This window comes from Bacillus sp. B25(2016b), from assembly GCF_001679765.1.
Classification (GTDB): domain Bacteria; phylum Bacillota; class Bacilli; order Bacillales; family Bacillaceae_G; genus Bacillus_A; species Bacillus_A thuringiensis_K.
Genome location: NZ_CP016285.1, coordinates 755,193 through 773,627 on the forward strand (window position 1 = coordinate 755,193; position 18,435 = coordinate 773,627).

Consider the following 18,435-nt stretch of genomic DNA (forward strand, 5'->3'; position numbering starts at 1 on the left):
AGTAAGCATAAGGAGGGGAAACAATGGGATTTTGGAGTATGCATCGAAATATAAAAATTAGAATTATAACATCATTTTTAACACGTACTGTGTCCACGATGATTTTTCCATTTATGGCGATTTATTTTTCAATAAAGTTAGGTAGTGCGATTGCTGGTGCGTTACTACTCATTAATGTCATAGCTTCATTAGTAATTGGTTTATACGGTGGATATGTTGGAGACCGGCTTGGGCGTAAAAAGGTTATGATTATCGGTCAAAGTATACAAGTCATTTCCATTGCTTGTATGGGAGTTGCGAATTCGGATTACATTGACTCACCATGGCTAACATTTGTGTTTATGTTAGTGAATAGTTTAGGGTCTGGACTTATGAATCCTGCGACAGAGGCGATGTTAATTGATGTGAGTACACCTGAAAATCGAAAAGTGATGTACAGCATTAGTTACTGGGCCATTAATTTATCGATTGCCATTGGAGCGATATTTGGAGGATTACTATTTGAAAACTATAGACTACAATTGTTTATCGTATTAACGCTTGTTGCCATTATGACTTTATATGTGATGGCTGTGTATATGGAAGAAGTGTATGTAGCACGAAAAACGGTGGAGAAGAAAAATGTATTAAAAGATATGGTAGATAGTTATAAAGTCGTGATGAAAGATAAAGCATTTTTAATTTTTTGTGCAGCGAGTATATGTACATTATCGTTAGAGTTTCAAATTAATAATTATTTAGGGGTACGTTTGCAGAAGGAATTTGAAACGGTGCACTTTTTATTCGGGGATGGTTTTACGTTTGATTTAACAGGTATTCGCATGTTGAGCTGGATTTCTGCAGAGAATACAATTTTAGTTGTGTTATGTTCAGCACTTCTTATTAAAATGCTGAAAAGCTTCAATGATTTGAAAATCTTATATGTAGGCTTATTCATTTACACGATTGGATTTACAATACTCGGAACAAGCAATAGTTTATGGATTTTATTAATTGCAGGGCTGTTCCAAACGGTAGGCGAGATGATGTATGTGCCAGTACGTCAATCTATTATGGCAGATATGGTGCCAAATGAGGCAAGAGGCTCATACATGGCGATTAACGGAATGGTCTTTCAAGTGGCAAAAATGAACGGAGCATTAGGTGTTATGCTAGGTTCATTTCTTGCATCTTGGGGCATGAGTGCTCTGTACTTTATCGTGGGTATGAGCAGTATTTTATTATTTATGAAGGCGATTGGGAGAGAGAAGTATGAGGGGGAGGCTTCTCAGATTGGATAAAATGATATGAAAAGCGATGCTAGAAATCGCTTTTCACATGGCTTTTAAAACGGATCAACTTCAGCTAAATCAGGATTGCTATTTGGGTTCGTTAATAAGACTTTCAGCTCACCTACTTCAGAGAGAGCGACGAGGATATAACCACTAATAAGGACGACGAGTCTGATGACTCTTAATGTTTGCAGTGTAATGTCACGGCTATTGTTTTCGGAGTTGTCTTGGGGCGTTGAAGGGGGATTGTTGTTCATAGTTAGGCTCCCATCTCTTGTATTTATATATGTGTAAAATCATTATTTAACTTATGGATAGGAATCGTATAGTCATTTTCACTATATGAGAAATGCCTATGAAAAGTGATTAGAAATTTTGGGACAAAGAAAGGGGGAATTCGCAGGCCATTAAAAATGACATTCCTTTTTATTTTTCATACAAATAAAAAGGTTAACCAAAGTAGCTAAACAGCTATTTTGGTTAACCTATAATAACTATCCTAATATACGCAATGATTCTTCAATAAACGCCGGTATATCTTCTGGTTGTCTACTTGTGACTAGCTGGTTTTGGCATACGACAACCTCTGTGTCATGAAAGTTTCCGCCGGCGTTTTTTAAATCGACTTCAATAGATTTATATCCAGTGACATCACGTCCTTCAAGTGTTTGTGCAGTGATGAGTAGCTGAGGTCCGTGACAAATAGCGAAAACAGGTTTTTTTGCATCCATAAATGCTTTACTAAAGCGAACGAAACGCTCATCTGCACGAAGTATATCTGGAGAAAATCCGCCGGGTATGAAGAGTGCATCAAAGTTTTCTGGAGAAACACCATCAATATTTTTATCAATTACGACTTCGCTTTTTTCTTGTTTACCGTGTACCGTTTTACCTTTTTCCATTTCAATAGTTGTTAATTCATATCCCTTCTGTTTAAAAGCTTCTACTGGCTCTGTGTATTCTGTGTCCTCGAAATAATCCGTTATTAAAATAGCAATTTTTTTACTCATTCTAATCCGCTCCTTACATTATATTATCGGTTCCAGAATCGTCCTTGGGCAATGCCTTCTATAAATGACTCAATTGAAGTGTTTGTTAAGTTGTAAACTCCTGCTCCATCCAGTTTCACCTTACTATGGTCTAAAGCATGAGGGTCACTAAGGACATGAGCTATCGGTTTAAAATGTTTAAAAGTAGTTTCTGCAAATTCTAAAACAGGGGGTTGAATGACAGATTTACTACTAAACACTAATACTGCATCAAAAAGTGAGGAGTCTGCTGTTGTATAAGTATCCGTTACTTTAATGGAATTATTGAAATGATAAATTTTATTATCTATGATGCTATAGTTAATTCGATGCTGTGCAAAAGCTTGAATCCATTCGGACAGAAGAGAGATGCTTGGGTCACCATTTAATAGAATTGCAACATTTTTGGAATCAGCTTTAAAAATAGTATTGGACATGCTGAGTGCAGGTGATTTTGCATCTGAATTTACTTCGTGATTTTCCTTAGGTAAAGGAGCTCCAATAATGTTAGCGACTTCTTGTGCTAATTGACGATCGACGTGGTTTAAAAGAGCAATTACATTTGCCTTCACCATGTCTGATTTGCACTTCCCAACTTCAAAGCAAAAAGCTTCTTTTATATGTTGCTTTTCAATAGGGCTCATACTATTATAGAAAAGTTTAGCCTGAGAATAAAAGTTAAGGAAGCTTTTACTGCGCCCTCTAATTTTATATCCATCAATCTTTTCTTGATAATGCTCATATCCTCCTTGTTCTGCTTGGACGGTTGCGGGTTGATTGTCATTTAAGCCATTAGGATGATAGCTTGTTTGACCACGATGAATTTGCATTTGATGCATACCATCACGTTGATTATTATGAAAAGGACATACAGGCTGATTAATAGGGATTTGATGGAAATTAGGTCCTCCTAAACGAGATAATTGTGTATCTGTATAGGAGAATAATCTTCCTTGCAGAAGAGGGTCATTTGAAAAATCAATACCTGGTACGACATGACCAGGGTGGAAAGCTACCTGCTCCGTTTCCGCAAAGAAGTTATCAACATTTTTGTTCAATGTCATTTTACCAACTATTTTTACAGGAACTTCTTCTTCCGGCCATAATTTCGTTGGATCTAAAATATCAAAATCAAATGCATGCTCATCTTCTTCTGTAATTAACTGTAATCCAAGCTCCCATTCCGGATAATCGCCTTTTTCAATTGCTTCGTATAAATCTTGACGATGGAAATCAGGATTTTTCCCAGCAATCTTTTGAGCTTCATCCCATACTAATGAATGAACCCCAAGGGCAGGTTTCCAGTGAAACTTTACGAAATGGGCTTTTCCTTCTGCGTTAATGAGTCGAAATGTGTGAACTCCAAAACCTTCCATCATTCGTAAACTACGCGGAATAGCACGGTCGCTCATTTGCCACATGACCATATGCGTGGACTCAGGGTTATGTGCAACAAAATCCCAAAAGGTATCATGAGCGCTAGCTCCTTGAGGAATATCATTATGTGGTTCTGGTTTAACTGCATGGACAAAATCAGGGAATTTAATAGCATCTTGGATAAAGAATACTGGCATATTATTGCCTACTAAATCATAGTTTCCTTCATCTGTATAAAATTTTGTAGCGAATCCGCGTACATCTCTTACTGTGTCGTTGGATCCTTTAGAACCTTGAACGGTTGAGAAACGTACAAATACAGGTGTTTTCTTTGAAGGATTTGTAAGAAAATCAGCTCTCGTATATGCTTCTAAAGATTCATAAAGTTGAAAATAACCATGAGCGCCAACCCCGCGTGCATGAACAATCCTTTCGGGAATTCGTTCGTGATCAAAATGGGTCATTTTCTCGCGAAAGTGGAAATCCTCCATTAAGGTTGGGCCTCTTAAGCCCATCTTTAAAGAAAATTCATCTTCAGCTATTTTTACCCCTTGATTTGTTGTTAAAGCATGTTTGTATTGATTGTCAGTAACGTGATGCTTCAATTGTTCCGTTTTTTTATTCACAATATAGGCCCCTCCTTTACTCTGTTAATTTAATAGATACCCTTTTTATTAGGACGTAAACATGTATTATCATTTTTGTATGTAAAATCATAAAATATCGGTTGTTCCGGTGATTCTTGTTTGAGGAAAAAAATAAAACGCCAAGGAGAAAATTTATTTTCTCCTTGGCGTTTAAGATAATTCTTTTCGTTAAAACGAGGAAACACGTTGCTTCGTTTTTGGTACAATAATAAATTTGATCCAGAGTAACCCGATAATCATAATGATAAGGCTATGTAAAATTTCTCCTGTAGCAAGGAGTATAACAATTGAAAATACAATGAGCTGAATGCTTAACAATATAAAGATTAAGTGAAGAAATTGATTCAGTCGTTTTTCAGTATCAATTGGATATAATGCTACAATAATATTTCCCGAAAAATATTTCCATAGGGAACGGAGCTGCATAGAAATCATATATAGGACGATGTAAGCGATAGCGCCCTTTACGTATATGTTTGGTATAAAATATAAGGCGAAGGCACCAATCAGCCCTAAGCGAATATATATACCGAAATAATCATTCCCGCGTAAAAATGCGAGTGTATGTAAATAGAAGAAAGTTGCTCGTTTTTTATGTAATAAAGGTTCAATCCAAGTTGTAAGCCATTTTCTTTTATTTACTTGCTTGTTTAGTTGCGGAACATCGGTGAAGATGCTAGCAAATTGATAGAAACGAACGTTCATTTTTTCTTCTTGCTCAATTATGTAATCCCACGGTATTCGTTTTGTAGGCTGTTTTTTCGTATATAGAAGTAGGAAAGCAAGTAGTAAGAGTAGTCCGCCCAATATGAGAACATTTGCGGAATAAAACAGCATGTAAATGATTAGGGCGTTACAAGTAATACGAATGATCAGCCATATATTTTTTTCGTGACTATCACGCCACATCCAATGTATGTACATGTTCCAGGCTTTCGTAATCATTAACACGATAAAGATTGTACATAAAAAAGGTACAGTTAATTGTAATGATTGCATAGCAAGTGGAACGAGAATAAGGAACGTAAATAACAATGGGAAAAGCTGAATGATGTAATTGTATAGAAGAGATTTTTTGAAATAAGATGTTAATTTCTCTTCTAGTGCTAGTAAATAGACAGCATCAGGTTTTTGAATAAATGTACGGATAGGGCATCTCGTTATAAGGAATGTAAGTACAATCGTTATAATTATTAAAGATATTCCTTTAGAAGGAGATGCTTTTAGAAACTGAGCATAATAATATGCGCCAACGCATGAAATAAAGATAAAGCTATATAGTAAACCGTTAATCATACGTGCAAAGTATGTAATGATATTTTGAATATGTTGTTGGAAGCGACTGCTCCATAGCGATTCGATTGACATGTTTTTCACCTCTTTGTTCTATTATATATGTTTTACAAAAGAAAAAACGAGCAAATTGCGTTATGCAACTTGCCCGTTTTTCTTTTCGTTATTTTTTTTCTGATCACGATTCATTAATGGATAGAAAGCAAATCCAATTACGAATAAACCAATTCCGAGAAGGAACGTTTTTATATCGGATGCGCCAGTTTTAATAACCCATAGTGCGTAGCAAAGTGCGATAACTGCGACTATGCCATCTGTAATTCTTGCCCGCATTTCATTTTTATATGTTTCACCAGTTGCGACTAGTTTTAACTGGAAGATTGGTGAAACGAGATATGGAATGAGGTAGGCCAGTGTTGATACGGTAATAACGAATGTATAAGCTTCCGCAATGGTTCCTGATAATGTTGAGAATAGGAATACTTGAGACATAATGTTTGTTAATCGTAATGAGTAAATTGGACTTCCTTTTTTATTTGTTTTCGTGAAGAAGGAAGGGAAGAAACCTTCTTTTGCTGCTTGATAAGGTACTTCTGAGCTTAATAAAATCCAGCCTAAGATAGAACCGAACAGGGAAGTAAGAGCAAGTAATGCCATCAGTTTCCCGCCGCCGTGACCCATTGCAGCATTTAGTGCATCTGCTAATGGACGTTCAGAAGCTTGTAATGTATCAACGTGAAGTACACCCATTGTTAAAATTGTAATTCCTAAGTAAATCGCAACTGTAATAAGTAATCCCGCAACTGTTGCACGTTTTACCGTTTTTGGAGAAACAGCACGGTTTGATAAAAGAACGGCTGATTCAATTCCGATAAACGCCCAAAGCGTTGTAAGAGCAGCTAAATTTACTTGTGAAAGAAGACCGTGTGATGCACCTGATTTATCAATCATCGGTGTGTACCATTGTCCAAACTTAGAAGCTTCGAATGCAAATAACGTAACGACGATGAATAAAAGGAATCCAGTTACTTTCGTTGTTGTTGCTAAAAAGTTTAGCTTTCCAGCTCCGCTTACACCGTTTGTTAATATAATATGAGTTCCCCAAAGTAAGATGGAACAAATCGTAAATGTAATTAGTTTTCCGACTTCTACGTTAAACGAACCGATTGAAAATAGTAGTCGCGTATCTTTCATAATTGGGAAGAAGAGTGATAAATATCCCGCAAATGATGTAATGATGGCAACGTTACTTGCCCAGTTTGCAACCCAATATCCCCATACCATACTGAAACCAGCCATTTTTTTCTTTTTTGGTGTTGAGAATAAAGCATATGCATGACTTTGTGGCCCTGTCGTTAAATCAGGACGACGAATTGCTAAATTACCGAAAACAAGAGCTAGCATTAAAACACCAAACCCTGTAGTTAACCAAGCTAAAGTGACACCGAGTGGGCTTGCTGTTTGTGCCAACGTACTTGGCACCATGAAAATACCAGCGCCAACCATGTTACCGACAACGAAAGCTGTTAGTACCCAAAAGCCCCATTTTTTTTGTTGCATAGAAAATACCTCCAAAGTTAGTATAACCAAGTCAAGCGAGGAGATATGTATGTCTTCCTGAGTCAGGAAGAGAAGTCCCAAACAAAACAAAAAAAGCACGTAATTTGCCGCTACATGCTTTCTATCTTATAAGAAACCCACGACATACCTCTCGATAGCTCTCCACAAACGAAACGTTTGTGACAGTTCTGCACTTATTAAATGCAGACCCAGCAAGCGTGCATGGTGGACACGACTTACTTCGGCAACCATTCCTTTCTCATTCCTTCATCAATGCCACTACATCTCCTGAAATGATACTCTTAATGATTGCAACCTCTACCTCACCGAGATACGAATGAGGATTTAAATATTAAATTAACGTCTTTAAGAGTAACAAATGAATTTTTATACGTCAATGGATATAGTAATAATCAGATTATAGAGAAGAGTTTGTGATTAAAAGTGAGTTAGGAGAAGATGTAACGATTATTAGTTCTGCAGAAGAAACAGCGATAGAGTTAAGTACCATTTTACAGCACAAAGGAATTTTGTCTGACAATCTGAATCCGAAGCATCGTTTTTTACGACGGGATCTGTTTTATCATTTGAACATATTGCTGAGCAATGGCTAGGGTATCAAATTTCTGTAGAATGTGTACATTTGCCTATGCAAAATGCGTGTATGCATAATTAAGATTTAGTAAATTACGTTTTTAAATAAATAAGGTTCGTTTCATAAGAAGGAAAGACTAAGCTTTTAATTGAATTGATTAAGGTCATTTCAATTAAAGGGGAGATTGGATTATGGAATTATCAAGATCTCAATTATTTGCTTTAGAGTATATTTCAAAATATGCAGAGAACGAAAAACGAGAGGCTAAAGCAACAATTAATCATATACTTAAAATGTCTAATATTACAGATGAAATATTTGAAGAAGCTGTCGCTAATTTAAAATCTCATGCACGGATTGCTTTACACTTTCATCCAGACAGACTAGATTCGAGTATGAAAAGTGTTGCTGAAGCACTGTTTGAGCAAGGAATATATAAAAGTCAGTTTGAAACATTGCTATCTAATGGAAGCGTATCTGCTTACCCTGGTGGTGAACGTGACCTTTGGGAAAAGAGAATATTTGGAGGAGCATATCAATTAGAAGGCGTAACGAATGATCAACGGCCAAAATATGGAGCGCTAAATTTAATGTTACATCCAGATGGGCCGGCTCCACGTTTTGGTTCATGTTATTTTCTCTTATCTCCAAAAGTTTCTTCGCGCTCTACATATACGTATTTAGATTCGCATCAAGATCCGAAAGAAAAGGGGACTTATGAGGAGTTTGATATGATTTTAGCTGCTCTTTTGGAAGAGACATTTGTAAGAGACTTTGCAATTGGTGAAGGGAATTTGACTCCGACAATATTAATTAATCATTTACTGGGTAATCTGAAAAGGCCGTTTATAGATTTAGTAAGCAAAGAGCCAGCCCGTAATCTTAATCATTATATTGAAGCGCAAATTCATGGAGAGATTTCTCTTAAAGAAGACGTAGAGGTGCTTGTTGTAGATCCTTCATTTAAGGGTACGGATATAGGAAAAGTTTTAGAAGAAATTTGCCTGAAGTATGCGATTGATTTGTATTGGCACATCGGTTTTGTACTTATGGTAGACGAAGTTCCGATGGATTTTAGAGGTTCAAAAATGCCATCTTTAGCAAGACGCATTGCAAGGAATCATTGTATCGATGCAAATATAATTGGCTCTGTTGTAGTGGATTTGAAACGCAATCCATTATCTTGGAGTGATCGTGGTACTTATGAAGAAGTGCTTCAGGAATTAAAATTATTATGGCATGTTTTAGTTCGATTTGGAAAACCAAATCGGAAGTAGAACTAACTACTCTGTTTTTTGGAAGTATATATAGAAAAGAAGCTGATCTAAAAATAGATCAGCTTCTTTTTATAAGATTAAACTAAGTTTAATACAGTTACTTTTTCACGTGTCATAGACTCAAGGCTCTTACGAATACCTTGTGCGCCCATACCTGAACCTTTTACACCGATGAATGGGAAGTGGTCAGGGCCGCGCTCTGTGCGTCCGTTAATTTGAACAGAACCAGTTTCGATTTTGTTAGCAATTGCAAATGCTTTGTTAATGTCTTTTGTGAAGACACTTGCTTGCAGACCGAACTCTGATTTGTTAGCAATCTCAATTGCTTGCTCATCTGAAGAAACACGGATGATTGGAAGGATTGGGCCGAATGGCTCTTCCCAAGCAACTTTCATTTCTTCTGTTACGTGGTCGATTAATGTTGGGTAAATTAAGTTACGCTCACGTTTGTTACCGATAACGATTGTAGCACCTTTTTCAACAGCATCGTCAACTAAGCCTTGAACGAAGTCAGCAGACTTGTCGTCGATTAATGGAACGATTGTGCTGTCTTGTTCTGGAGATCCAACTGATAGTTCAGCTACTTGCGCTTTTAATAAGCTAACAAGCTCGTCCGCTACGTTTTCGTGTACAAGTACACGTTTAATAGCTGTACAACGTTGACCAGAGTAAGAGAATGCACCGCTTACGATATGGTTTGCAGCATCTTGTAAGTCAGCATCTTCACGAACGATACCAGGATCTTTACCACCAAGTTCTAATACAAGTGGAATCATTGAAGCTTTTTTCGCTAAATGTTTACCTGTGTTTGTACCACCTGTGAACGATACCATATTGATGCCTTCGTGTTCTACTAAGTAGTCACCAATTACAGAACCGCGTCCTGTAGCTACGTTTACAAGACCTTTTGGAAGGCCAGCTTTGTGAAGTGCTTCCACCATTTTAATACCACTAATTGCACCTTGAGTTGCTGGTTTGAAAATAACAGCGTTACCCATAATTAATGCTGGTGCAAGTTTTGCAGCAGATAAGTTTACTGGGTAGTTAAACGGTGCGATTGCTAATACAACACCAAGTGGTGCGCGTTGGATAATCGCAAGTTTAGATTTTGTACCGCCCGGGAAGCTATCGCCCATCATGCTTTCTCCGTGCATGTGTAAAGCTTCTTCGATCGTGTAACGAATGAAGTCAGCTGTACGAACAACTTCTTTCTTCGCATCTTTATATCCTTTACCGACTTCTTTCATAATGATATCGGCAATTTCATCTTGCATATTTACGAGCTCATCAGCCCATTTATATAAATATTTTGCGCGATCTTGTAGAGAAGCTTCTGCCCATGATTTTTGAGCTTCTTTTGCAGATGCAATTGCTTCATCTACTTCTCCGCGAGTAATTGCTTGTACTTGTCCAATTACTTCGTGTAAGTATGGAGATGGAATTTCGATTGTTTCTCCTGAAGAGCTTTCTCTCCATTCTCCATTTAAATAAAATTTGTACGTATTGCTAGTTGTCATGATTAGTCCTCCTAAAATAGCAACTTGTAAGAGTGAGTATAAGGTGATTGTAGGGGGTTTGATAACATTTTTCAAATGAAATGTTTGTGAAAACGATTTCTTATTATTTTTTTATTTTGTATGCCCTTTCTTACAGAACATTCCCTTATTTCAAAATGATGTATCGTATATTTTCATTCGATCTGTAAAAAAAAAAATTGACAGAATACTCAATAAAGTTGTAAGATTATAAATGGAAAATAAATGAAAGGGGTGTGCGTAATGATTGTAATCGTAAATGTAATGGGTTTAGCTCTGTTAAATGGCAGAAAACATTCATATCATTACGCAACCCGTGCGGATATATAAGGCATTCTCTGTCTTATAAAAAGCGTACGTTGCGTATATCGTAACGTACGCTTTTTATGCATTTTTGTGCATATCGTCAAGCGGCGGTATGCTTTTTTTTGTTTATTTTCCATATTCCTATATAAAACTTTGGAAGGTGGACAAATGTGATGAGATTGTATGGGTTACGAAATGTAAATGTAATGGGTTTGGATAGTGGATAAAGAAATGAGAAGTAAACGAGAACGAGAAGGGAGAGGTTACATTGTTATCAGTATTACTAAAGTTAAAATGGTTTTTTAAAGAGCACTGGAAGAGATATAGTATTGCCATTGGAGCTCTTTTAATTGTGAATATAGTTGAAGTGATTCCCCCGAAAGTGTTAGGGGTTACGATAGATAACATAAAAACAGGAACGTTATCAAACGAAGCTATTATACAGTCTATTCTTATTTTAATAGGGGTTACAATCGTTGGGTATGGTCTTACTTTCGTATGGCAACATCAATTGTTTGGAGGTGCATTCGTACTTGAGAAAACGATGCGCTCTAAATTTATGGGGCATTTACTTAAGATGACGCCGACTTTTTATCAAAAAAATCGTACTGGTGATTTAATGGCGAGAGCGACAAATGATTTGAAAGCAATCGCTATGACAGCTGGTTTTGGTATATTAACGCTCGTGGATTCGAGTTTATATATGCTTACGATTGTCTTTATGATGGGATTTACAATTAGTTGGGAGCTTACATTTGCGGCGCTTATCCCGCTTCCAATTATGGCGTATGCGATGAATATATATGGAAAGAAATTGCATGAAAGATTTACAGTTGCGCAAGATGCGTTTGGTGATATGAACGATAAAGTGCTTGAATCAATCGCTGGTGTGCGCGTTATTCGTGCATACGTACAAGAGAATGCAGACGAGGAAAGATTTCATCACTTAGGAGATGACGTCTACGAAAAAAATATGAAAGTAGCGAGAATTGACGCATTATTCCAACCAACTGTGAAAATGCTTGTTGGCCTTAGTTATTTAATCGGTTTAGTGTACGGCGCATATCTTGTATTTCAATCAAAGGTAACACTTGGTGAACTTGTTTCATTTAACGTGTATTTAGGGATGATGATTTGGCCGATGTTTGCAATTGGTGAATTAATTAATGTTATGCAAAGAGGAAATGCTTCATTAGACCGTGTAAATGAAACATTAGCGTATGAACCAGATGTAAAGAATCCGAAACATCCAAAGCTTGTGCAAGAGCCGGATTATATTCAGTTTGATGATGTGTCTTTCTCATATCCTTCATCAACTGAAACAAATTTAAAAAAGGTTTCTTTCACATTAAAGCAAGGAGAAACGCTAGGGGTTGTCGGAAAAACAGGAAGCGGGAAAACGACGCTTGTACGTCAGCTTCTTCGCCAATATCCGCTTGGAGATGGAGATATTGCAGTTTCTGATGTGACATTAGATAAAATGACGAATGAAAATGTACTCGGCTGGATTGGTTATGTACCACAGGAGCATATTTTGTTCTCAAAAACAGCGCGAGAAAATATTTTATTCGGAAATAGGGAAGCGACGGAAGAAGAACTAGAGAAAGCAATTGAAATTGCTGCGTTTAAAAAGGATTTAGAGTTTTTACCAGAAGGGTTAGAAACGCTCGTTGGAGAGAAAGGTGTTTCTTTATCAGGAGGGCAAAAACAAAGGATTTCGATCGCAAGAGCTGTTATTCAAAATCCAGAAATTTTAATTTTGGATGATTCTTTATCAGCTGTAGATGCTCGTACGGAAGCAGCGATCATTGAAAATATAAGAACGGAAAGAAGCGGAAAGACGACGATTATTACGACGCATCGTTTATCTGCCGTACAACATGCGGATTGGATTCTCGTTATGGATGAAGGCGCAGTTATAGAAGAAGGTACGCATGCTCAGCTTATCCAAAAGGGAGGCTGGTATGCTGAGCAGTTTGAAAGACAACAAGGAGAAAGTGAAAGTGCGGATAGTGGGGTGAAAATATGAGCGTTTCAAAACGATTATTTCAATACGCGATGAAAGTGAAAGGGACGATTTTTGCAGCGATGTTAATGTTATTTATTTTCGTCATCGCAGAGCTTGCCGGTCCTTTCGTCGCTAAAACGATGATTGACGATCATATCGTCGGGATAGAGAAACCTTGGTATGAAACAGAACAGAGTGAAGAGGCTGTTTCGTATAATGGCGCCTTTTATAAGCGAAGCGATCGCTTCCAGCAAGGCGAGACAAAAGGTAAAGAAGTACGTGTGATGCAAGTTGGTTTTCAATATTATTTTGTACCGAATAAAGTGAATATTGAAGGATCACGTACTGTAAAAGGGGGGATGATTACCGTTCAAAATGGTAAGGCGGTGCAAGTGTATAAAGCGAAAGCATTAACGAAAGAAGAAGTGTTTGCGTTTTATAAACCGGAAATAAACCGTCTATTATTGCTTGGTGGTGGCTATTTCGCTTTACTAGTAGTCGTATCATTATTTGCATACGGAAAGCAATTTTTCTTACAGAAGGCAGCGAACAAAATTATTCAAATTATGAGGGAAGATGTGTTTTCTCATATTCAAACGTTGCCAATTCGGTACTTTGATCATTTACCGGCGGGGAAAATCGTTTCGCGTGTGACGAATGATACAGAGGCCATTCGTGATTTATATGTAACGGTGCTGGCAACATTCGTTTCTAGTATCATTTATATTATTGGGATATTCGCTGCGCTATTTTTACTAGATGTGAAGCTCGCTTCATTATGTTTGTTAATTATCCCGATTTTAATTGTTTGGGCCATTTTATATAGAAAATATGCGTCTGTATACAATCATAAAATGCGTTCGCGTTTATCTGATATTAACGGAACAGTGAATGAATCCATTCAAGGGATGCCAATTATTCAAGCGTTCCGTCAAGAGCGTGAAACGAAAAAAGAGTTTGAAGAATTAAATGGCGATTATTTTAAGTATCAAAATAAAATTTTAAATTTAAATGCAGCAACTTCGCATAACTTAGTAGCCGTATTAAGAAATATCGCTTTCACAGGAGTAATTTGGTATTTCGGCGGTGCGTCATTAAGTGCTACAGGTATTATTTCACTTGGGGTACTGTATGCGTTCGTCGATTATTTAACACGATTATTCTCGCCAATTACGAATATGGTGAACCAGCTTGCAAACTTAGAGCAAGCGCGCGTTGCATCAGAACGTGTCTTTGAATTGTTAGAGGAAAAAGGAGAAGCGGTAGAAGAAGAACGTATGCCTCGTTTAAAAGGAAATGTAAAATTTGATAATGTATCATTTTCTTATAATGGAAAAGATGAAGTGTTAAAAAATATTTCTTTTGAAGCGAAACAAGGCGAGACAGTGGCACTTGTCGGTCATACTGGATCAGGAAAAAGTTCCATCATGAATGTACTCTTTCAATTTTATGAGTTTGAAAAAGGGAAACTTACGATTGATGGTCACGATGTAAAAGAAATGCCGAAACAAGCAACTCGTGAGCATATGGGAATCGTACTGCAAGACCCGTTTCTTTTCAGCGGAACGGTTGCTTCCAATGTAAGCTTAGAAAACGAAAAAATTTCAAAAGAGCGTATCATAAAAGCATTGCATGATGTCGGTGCTGAAAGATTTGCGAACAATATAAATGAAGAAATTACAGAAAAGGGAAGTACACTTTCAACCGGAGAACGTCAGCTTATATCGTTTGCTAGGGCGCTTGCTTTTGATCCCGCTATTTTAATTTTAGATGAAGCAACGTCTAGTATTGATACAGAAACAGAGGCGATGATTCAACAAGCATTGGAAGTTGTAAAAAAAGGAAGAACGACATTTATTATTGCTCATCGTCTTTCAACGATTAAAAGCGCAGATCAAATTATTGTGCTCGATAGAGGGACGATTTTAGAAAAAGGGTCTCATGATGAACTAATGAAAAAGCGCGGGCGTTATTACGATATGTATAAAACGCAAATGGAAGGTAATCAGAGTGCTTAATATGTACGGGGGAGAACTTGTGATTTTCACAAGTTCTTTTTTATTGATGAACATGTCGACTCTTTAGCAAATTACTACAGTTGAATAAGAAGTATTGTTTTACCTTTTTCTTTATAAATGCTATATTAAAAAATGTTACTTATTTTTTGTATGTAGCGTTATTTTTCCCTTTTGTTTGATTATGAAGAAAAAGGATAAACTAAATAAGAACATTTTCATTGAAAAATTGTTCAAGATTGCATACAATCAATATAGTTTTTAAATTCCTATCAGAATACTTGGAGGATTACTATCATGAAGAAATTATTTTCAGTGCTTGCAGTAACTACATTAGCGATCGGGATTGTAGCCGGCTGCGGTAAAGAAGAGAAAAAAGATACAGCTAGTCAAGACGCGTTACAAAAGATTAAACAAAGCGGTGAACTTGTAATTGGTACAGAAGGTACATATCCACCATTTACGTTCCACGATTCAAGCAATAAATTAACTGGATTTGACGTTGAACTATCGGAAGAAGTTGCAAAACGTTTAGGTGTAAAACCTGTATTTAAAGAAACACAATGGGATAGCTTACTTGCTGGCCTAGATGCAAAACGTTTCGATATGGTTGCAAACGAAGTTGGTATTCGTGAAGATCGTCAAAAGAAATACGATTTCTCTAAACCATACATTTCATCTTCAGCGGCATTAGTTATCGCAAAAGATAAAGATAAGCCTGCTACATTTGCTGATGTAAAAGGGTTAAAAGGAGCACAATCTTTAACGAGTAACTATGCAGATATCGCTAAGAAAAATGGTGCGGAAATTATTGGTGTAGAAGGATTTAGCCAAGCGGCAGAATTATTAGCTTCAGGACGCGTTGATTTTACAATTAATGATAAGTTATCAGTATTAAATTATTTAGAAACGAAAAAAGATGCAAAAATTAAAATTGTAGATACTGAAAAAGAAGCTTCAGAAAGTGGATTCTTATTCCGTAAAGGTAGCACTAAGCTTGTACAAGAAGTAGATAAAGCGTTAGAAGATATGAAAAAAGACGGTACGTATGACAAAATAACGAAAAAATGGTTCGGTGAAAATGTATCTAAGTAGTGCATTGGTTTCAGATCGATTGTCTACTTGGACAGATATTATGCAGTCTTCCTTCATGCCTATGCTGAAGGAAGCTGTTTTTACGACAATTCCATTAACGCTTATTACATTTATTATCGGGATTATACTGGCAACGTTAACAGCACTCGCACGTATTTCTGGTAGTCGTATTTTACAATGGATTGCTCGTATCTATGTATCTATCATTCGCGGAACGCCACTTCTTGTACAGTTATTTATTATTTTCTATGGTCTTCCAACTCTTAATATTGAAGTTGAGCCATATACAGCAGCAGTTGTTGGATTTTCATTAAATGTCGGTGCATATGCATCTGAAATTATTCGTGCTTCTATCCTTTCCATCCCGAAAGGGCAGTGGGAAGCAGCTTACACAATTGGGATGACATATCCACAAGCATTAAAACGTGTTATTTTACCACAAGCAACGCGCGTATCAATCCCGCCGCTTTCGAATACATTTATTAGCTTAGTGAAGGATACTTCATTAGCATCGTTAATTTTAGTAACAGAAATGTTCCGAAAAGCGCAGGAAATTGCGGCGATGAACTACGAGTTTTTAATTGTTTATTTTGAGGCAGGTCTTATTTATTGGGTTATTTGTTTCTTATTATCAATCGTACAACAGATGTTAGAAAAGCGTTCAGAACGCTACACATTAAAATAATCCTTTTACAAAAGGAGTTTTTGTTTTTATGATTTCAATTCAGCACTTACAAAAAAGTTTCGGAGATAATACCGTACTAAAGCATATAGATTTAACAGTTGAGAAGGGCGAGGTTGTTGTTATTATCGGGCCATCTGGATCTGGTAAAACGACATTCTTACGTTGTCTCAACGTGTTAGAAACGCCGAACGCTGGTAGTATTCGCATCGGTAATAAAGAACTCGACTTCTCTGAAAAAGTAACGAAGAAAGATATTGTCAATCTTCGTACGCAAACAGGTATGGTATTCCAGCACCATAACTTATTCCCGCATTTAACAGCACTTCAAAATGTAATGGAAGGGCTCGTTACAGTGAAAAAGATGGGGAAAGAAGAAGCGAAGAAAAAAGCAAACTATTTCCTTGAAAAAGTTGGTCTTGCGGATAAAGTAGACTTATATCCGTTCCAATTATCAGGCGGACAGCAACAGCGCGTTGGAATTGCGCGCGCGCTTGCGATGGAGCCGGAAGTGTTACTATTTGATGAGCCGACGTCAGCACTTGATCCTGAACTCGTTCAAGAAGTTCTAAAAGTAATGAAGGAACTTGCTAAAGAAGGCATGACGATGGTAATTGTAACGCACGAAATGCGTTTTGCACATCAAATTGCGAACCGTGTTATCTTCATGGATGGTGGTGTCGTTGTCGAACAAGGTACACCAGAAGAAGTATTTACAAATCCAAAAGAAGAACGTACGAAGAAGTTTTTACAAATGTTGCAATAAATTAAGGAAGGTCTCAAGGCATATGCCTTGAGACCTTTTTGCCATATATATTTATTTGTGGAATCCGCCAAGGCTTTGCTCAGCCATTGCAACTAGACGTTTTGTGATTTCTCCACCAACTGAACCGTTAGCGCGAGCCGTAGAATCTGCTCCTAATTGTACACCAAATTCTTGAGCGATTTCGTACTTCATTTGATCGATTGCAGCTGTTGCACCTGGTACTACTAATTGATTTGAAGAATTTTGGTTTGCCATAGGAATATATCCTCCTTAGAGTTATAAAAGTTTTTTTGGTTGGACTAGCTGGAGTTGAACCAGATTATCGCCCCGGTTGGCGCTAATCCATCGGTAATTAAGTTTGTACTCATAGTATGGATGTTACCTAGAAAGATATACAAAATAATAATTTGTAAATTTTGTCAAAAAAACTTATTGATTTCGTAAATTATGAAATAAGAGTAATCGTTGTATTTTTAAGAAAACAGGCCAAACTAAGAGGGGTATTAAATATATTTTTCTCTTTGTAGCCTATTACTTGTAGGCTAATCATTAGCTTCTTATTTATGATTTATTGAAAAAAAATGAAATCGGTAGCAACTTTATAGTTCTATTTTTAAGTAGTGGTGGAGTGACCGCTCCTATGCCTGGATAGGTTGCTTTCTTTCTTCACTCTAAAAAAGAGAGGCTTTAAACGATAATGTATGGAGGAATCATGATGGGGATTTGCCCGCTTTGCAACGCATTAGAATCACAAACATATTCTTGTCAAAATTGCCAAAGTATACTCCAAGATTATGGGAAGTCTGTAGATTACATAGACGATTATAGTGCCTATATGGATCAAGAATTATTAAGTGCAGTAGATGGTTTAACGCATAATAATTCAAATGAATATTGCAATCATATTTTTTATTGCGGAGTATGTAACGTGGAAACTGAGGTTGTAGTAAAACTTGTGTAAATAGAAAACTTCCACCTTA

15 protein-coding genes, 1 pseudogene and 1 riboswitch are annotated in these 18,435 nt (G+C 36.8%); of the genes and pseudogenes, 9 read left to right on the forward strand and 7 right to left on the reverse strand.

Annotation, left to right across the window (positions count from 1 at the left end; translation table 11 throughout):
* Window positions 1–23 precede the first annotated feature (23 nt).
* Window positions 24–1,280, forward strand: a complete 1,257-nt coding sequence (locus BAQ53_RS03970; RefSeq protein WP_000508200.1) for an MDR family MFS transporter — start codon at window positions 24–26, stop codon at window positions 1,278–1,280.
* 44 nt (window positions 1,281–1,324) lie between these two features.
* Here BAQ53_RS03970 and BAQ53_RS03975 read toward each other — a convergent pair whose 3' ends face one another.
* The 5 genes from BAQ53_RS03975 to BAQ53_RS03995 form a co-directional block, all read right to left on the reverse strand.
* Entirely contained in the window at window positions 1,325–1,528 is a 204-nt protein-coding gene (locus tag BAQ53_RS03975; protein ID WP_002163857.1) for a hypothetical protein, read from the reverse strand.
* A 237-nt stretch (window positions 1,529–1,765) separates the two neighbouring features.
* A complete protein-coding gene (locus tag BAQ53_RS03980) occupies window positions 1,766–2,281 on the reverse strand; it encodes a type 1 glutamine amidotransferase domain-containing protein (protein WP_000037535.1) in 516 nt (171 codons plus the stop codon).
* A 23-nt stretch (window positions 2,282–2,304) separates the two neighbouring features.
* Window positions 2,305–4,302, reverse strand: coding sequence for a catalase (locus BAQ53_RS03985; protein ID WP_001036545.1), 1,998 nt, complete (start codon window positions 4,300–4,302; stop codon window positions 2,305–2,307).
* 189 nt (window positions 4,303–4,491) lie between these two features.
* A complete protein-coding gene (locus tag BAQ53_RS03990; protein ID WP_000021376.1) occupies window positions 4,492–5,691 on the reverse strand; it encodes an ABC transporter permease in 1,200 nt (399 codons plus the stop codon).
* Window positions 5,692–5,751: 60 nt separating this feature from the next.
* Window positions 5,752–7,176: an amino acid permease gene (locus tag BAQ53_RS03995; protein WP_001186308.1), complete on the reverse strand. Its 1,425-nt coding sequence runs from the start codon at window positions 7,174–7,176 to the stop codon at window positions 5,752–5,754.
* 147 nt (window positions 7,177–7,323) lie between these two features.
* A riboswitch (Lysine riboswitch) is annotated at window positions 7,324–7,505 on the reverse strand.
* Window positions 7,506–7,604: 99 nt separating this feature from the next.
* On the opposite strand from BAQ53_RS03995, the pseudogene BAQ53_RS04000 reads away from it, so the two are divergent.
* Together BAQ53_RS04000 and BAQ53_RS04005 are read left to right on the forward strand one after the other, a co-directional pair.
* Window positions 7,605–7,852, forward strand: a pseudogene (locus BAQ53_RS04000) (glutamate racemase); the annotation flags it as partial.
* Between the two features lie 110 nt (window positions 7,853–7,962).
* Complete coding sequence (locus BAQ53_RS04005) at window positions 7,963–9,048, forward strand: DUF3626 domain-containing protein (protein WP_208906501.1); 1,086 nt, start codon at window positions 7,963–7,965, stop codon at window positions 9,046–9,048.
* A 77-nt stretch (window positions 9,049–9,125) separates the two neighbouring features.
* On the opposite strand, the gene gapN is transcribed toward BAQ53_RS04005, so the two are convergent.
* On the reverse strand, window positions 9,126–10,565 hold the full coding sequence (gapN, locus tag BAQ53_RS04010; protein WP_000213634.1) for an NADP-dependent glyceraldehyde-3-phosphate dehydrogenase: 1,440 nt from the start codon (window positions 10,563–10,565) through the stop codon (window positions 9,126–9,128).
* A 592-nt stretch (window positions 10,566–11,157) separates the two neighbouring features.
* On the opposite strand from gapN, the gene BAQ53_RS04015 reads away from it, so the two are divergent.
* The 5 genes from BAQ53_RS04015 to BAQ53_RS04035 all read left to right on the forward strand — a co-directional run bounded on the left by BAQ53_RS04015 (window position 11,158) and on the right by BAQ53_RS04035 (window position 17,455).
* On the forward strand, window positions 11,158–12,918 hold the full coding sequence (locus tag BAQ53_RS04015; RefSeq protein ID WP_208906502.1) for an ABC transporter ATP-binding protein: 1,761 nt from the start codon (window positions 11,158–11,160) through the stop codon (window positions 12,916–12,918).
* Window positions 12,915–14,915, forward strand: coding sequence for an ABC transporter ATP-binding protein (locus BAQ53_RS04020; protein ID WP_000116656.1), 2,001 nt, complete (start codon window positions 12,915–12,917; stop codon window positions 14,913–14,915). The genes BAQ53_RS04015 and BAQ53_RS04020 overlap by 4 nt, the downstream gene beginning before the upstream one ends.
* A gap of 294 nt (window positions 14,916–15,209) precedes the next feature.
* Entirely contained in the window at window positions 15,210–16,007 is a 798-nt protein-coding gene (locus BAQ53_RS04025) for an amino acid ABC transporter substrate-binding protein (RefSeq protein WP_046946570.1), read from the forward strand.
* A complete protein-coding gene (locus BAQ53_RS04030) occupies window positions 15,994–16,692 on the forward strand; it encodes an amino acid ABC transporter permease (RefSeq protein ID WP_000281502.1) in 699 nt (232 codons plus the stop codon). The genes BAQ53_RS04025 and BAQ53_RS04030 overlap by 14 nt, the downstream gene beginning before the upstream one ends.
* A gap of 28 nt (window positions 16,693–16,720) precedes the next feature.
* Window positions 16,721–17,455: an amino acid ABC transporter ATP-binding protein gene (locus tag BAQ53_RS04035; RefSeq protein ID WP_000623612.1), complete on the forward strand. Its 735-nt coding sequence runs from the start codon at window positions 16,721–16,723 to the stop codon at window positions 17,453–17,455.
* 51 nt (window positions 17,456–17,506) lie between these two features.
* On the opposite strand, the gene sasP is transcribed toward BAQ53_RS04035, so the two are convergent.
* Window positions 17,507–17,710 (reverse strand): small acid-soluble spore protein, SasP family, encoded by a 204-nt coding sequence (sasP, locus tag BAQ53_RS04040; RefSeq protein ID WP_000013338.1) that lies wholly within the window; start codon window positions 17,708–17,710, stop codon window positions 17,507–17,509.
* A gap of 460 nt (window positions 17,711–18,170) precedes the next feature.
* Between sasP and BAQ53_RS04045 the strand changes: the two genes are divergently transcribed.
* Complete coding sequence (locus tag BAQ53_RS04045) at window positions 18,171–18,416, forward strand: hypothetical protein (RefSeq protein WP_000510474.1); 246 nt, start codon at window positions 18,171–18,173, stop codon at window positions 18,414–18,416.
* The last annotated feature ends 19 nt before the right edge of the window (window positions 18,417–18,435 follow it).

Coding starts and splice junctions, on each gene's coding strand:
- BAQ53_RS03975 (WP_002163857.1), bottom strand. CDS start 1,528: ATGAACAACAATCCCCCTTCAACGCCCCAAGACAACTCCGAAAACAAT.
- BAQ53_RS04020 (WP_000116656.1), top strand. CDS start 12,915: ATGAGCGTTTCAAAACGATTATTTCAATACGCGATGAAAGTGAAAGGG.
- sasP (WP_000013338.1), bottom strand. CDS start 17,710: ATGGCAAACCAAAATTCTTCAAATCAATTAGTAGTACCAGGTGCAACA.
- BAQ53_RS04030 (WP_000281502.1), top strand. CDS start 15,994: ATGTATCTAAGTAGTGCATTGGTTTCAGATCGATTGTCTACTTGGACA.
- BAQ53_RS03990 (WP_000021376.1), bottom strand. CDS start 5,691: ATGTCAATCGAATCGCTATGGAGCAGTCGCTTCCAACAACATATTCAA.
- BAQ53_RS04005 (WP_208906501.1), top strand. CDS start 7,963: ATGGAATTATCAAGATCTCAATTATTTGCTTTAGAGTATATTTCAAAA.
- gapN (WP_000213634.1), bottom strand. CDS start 10,565: ATGACAACTAGCAATACGTACAAATTTTATTTAAATGGAGAATGGAGA.
- BAQ53_RS03995 (WP_001186308.1), bottom strand. CDS start 7,176: ATGCAACAAAAAAAATGGGGCTTTTGGGTACTAACAGCTTTCGTTGTC.
- BAQ53_RS04035 (WP_000623612.1), top strand. CDS start 16,721: ATGATTTCAATTCAGCACTTACAAAAAAGTTTCGGAGATAATACCGTA.
- BAQ53_RS03970 (WP_000508200.1), top strand. CDS start 24: ATGGGATTTTGGAGTATGCATCGAAATATAAAAATTAGAATTATAACA.
- BAQ53_RS04045 (WP_000510474.1), top strand. CDS start 18,171: ATGGGGATTTGCCCGCTTTGCAACGCATTAGAATCACAAACATATTCT.
- BAQ53_RS04025 (WP_046946570.1), top strand. CDS start 15,210: ATGAAGAAATTATTTTCAGTGCTTGCAGTAACTACATTAGCGATCGGG.
- BAQ53_RS03980 (WP_000037535.1), bottom strand. CDS start 2,281: ATGAGTAAAAAAATTGCTATTTTAATAACGGATTATTTCGAGGACACA.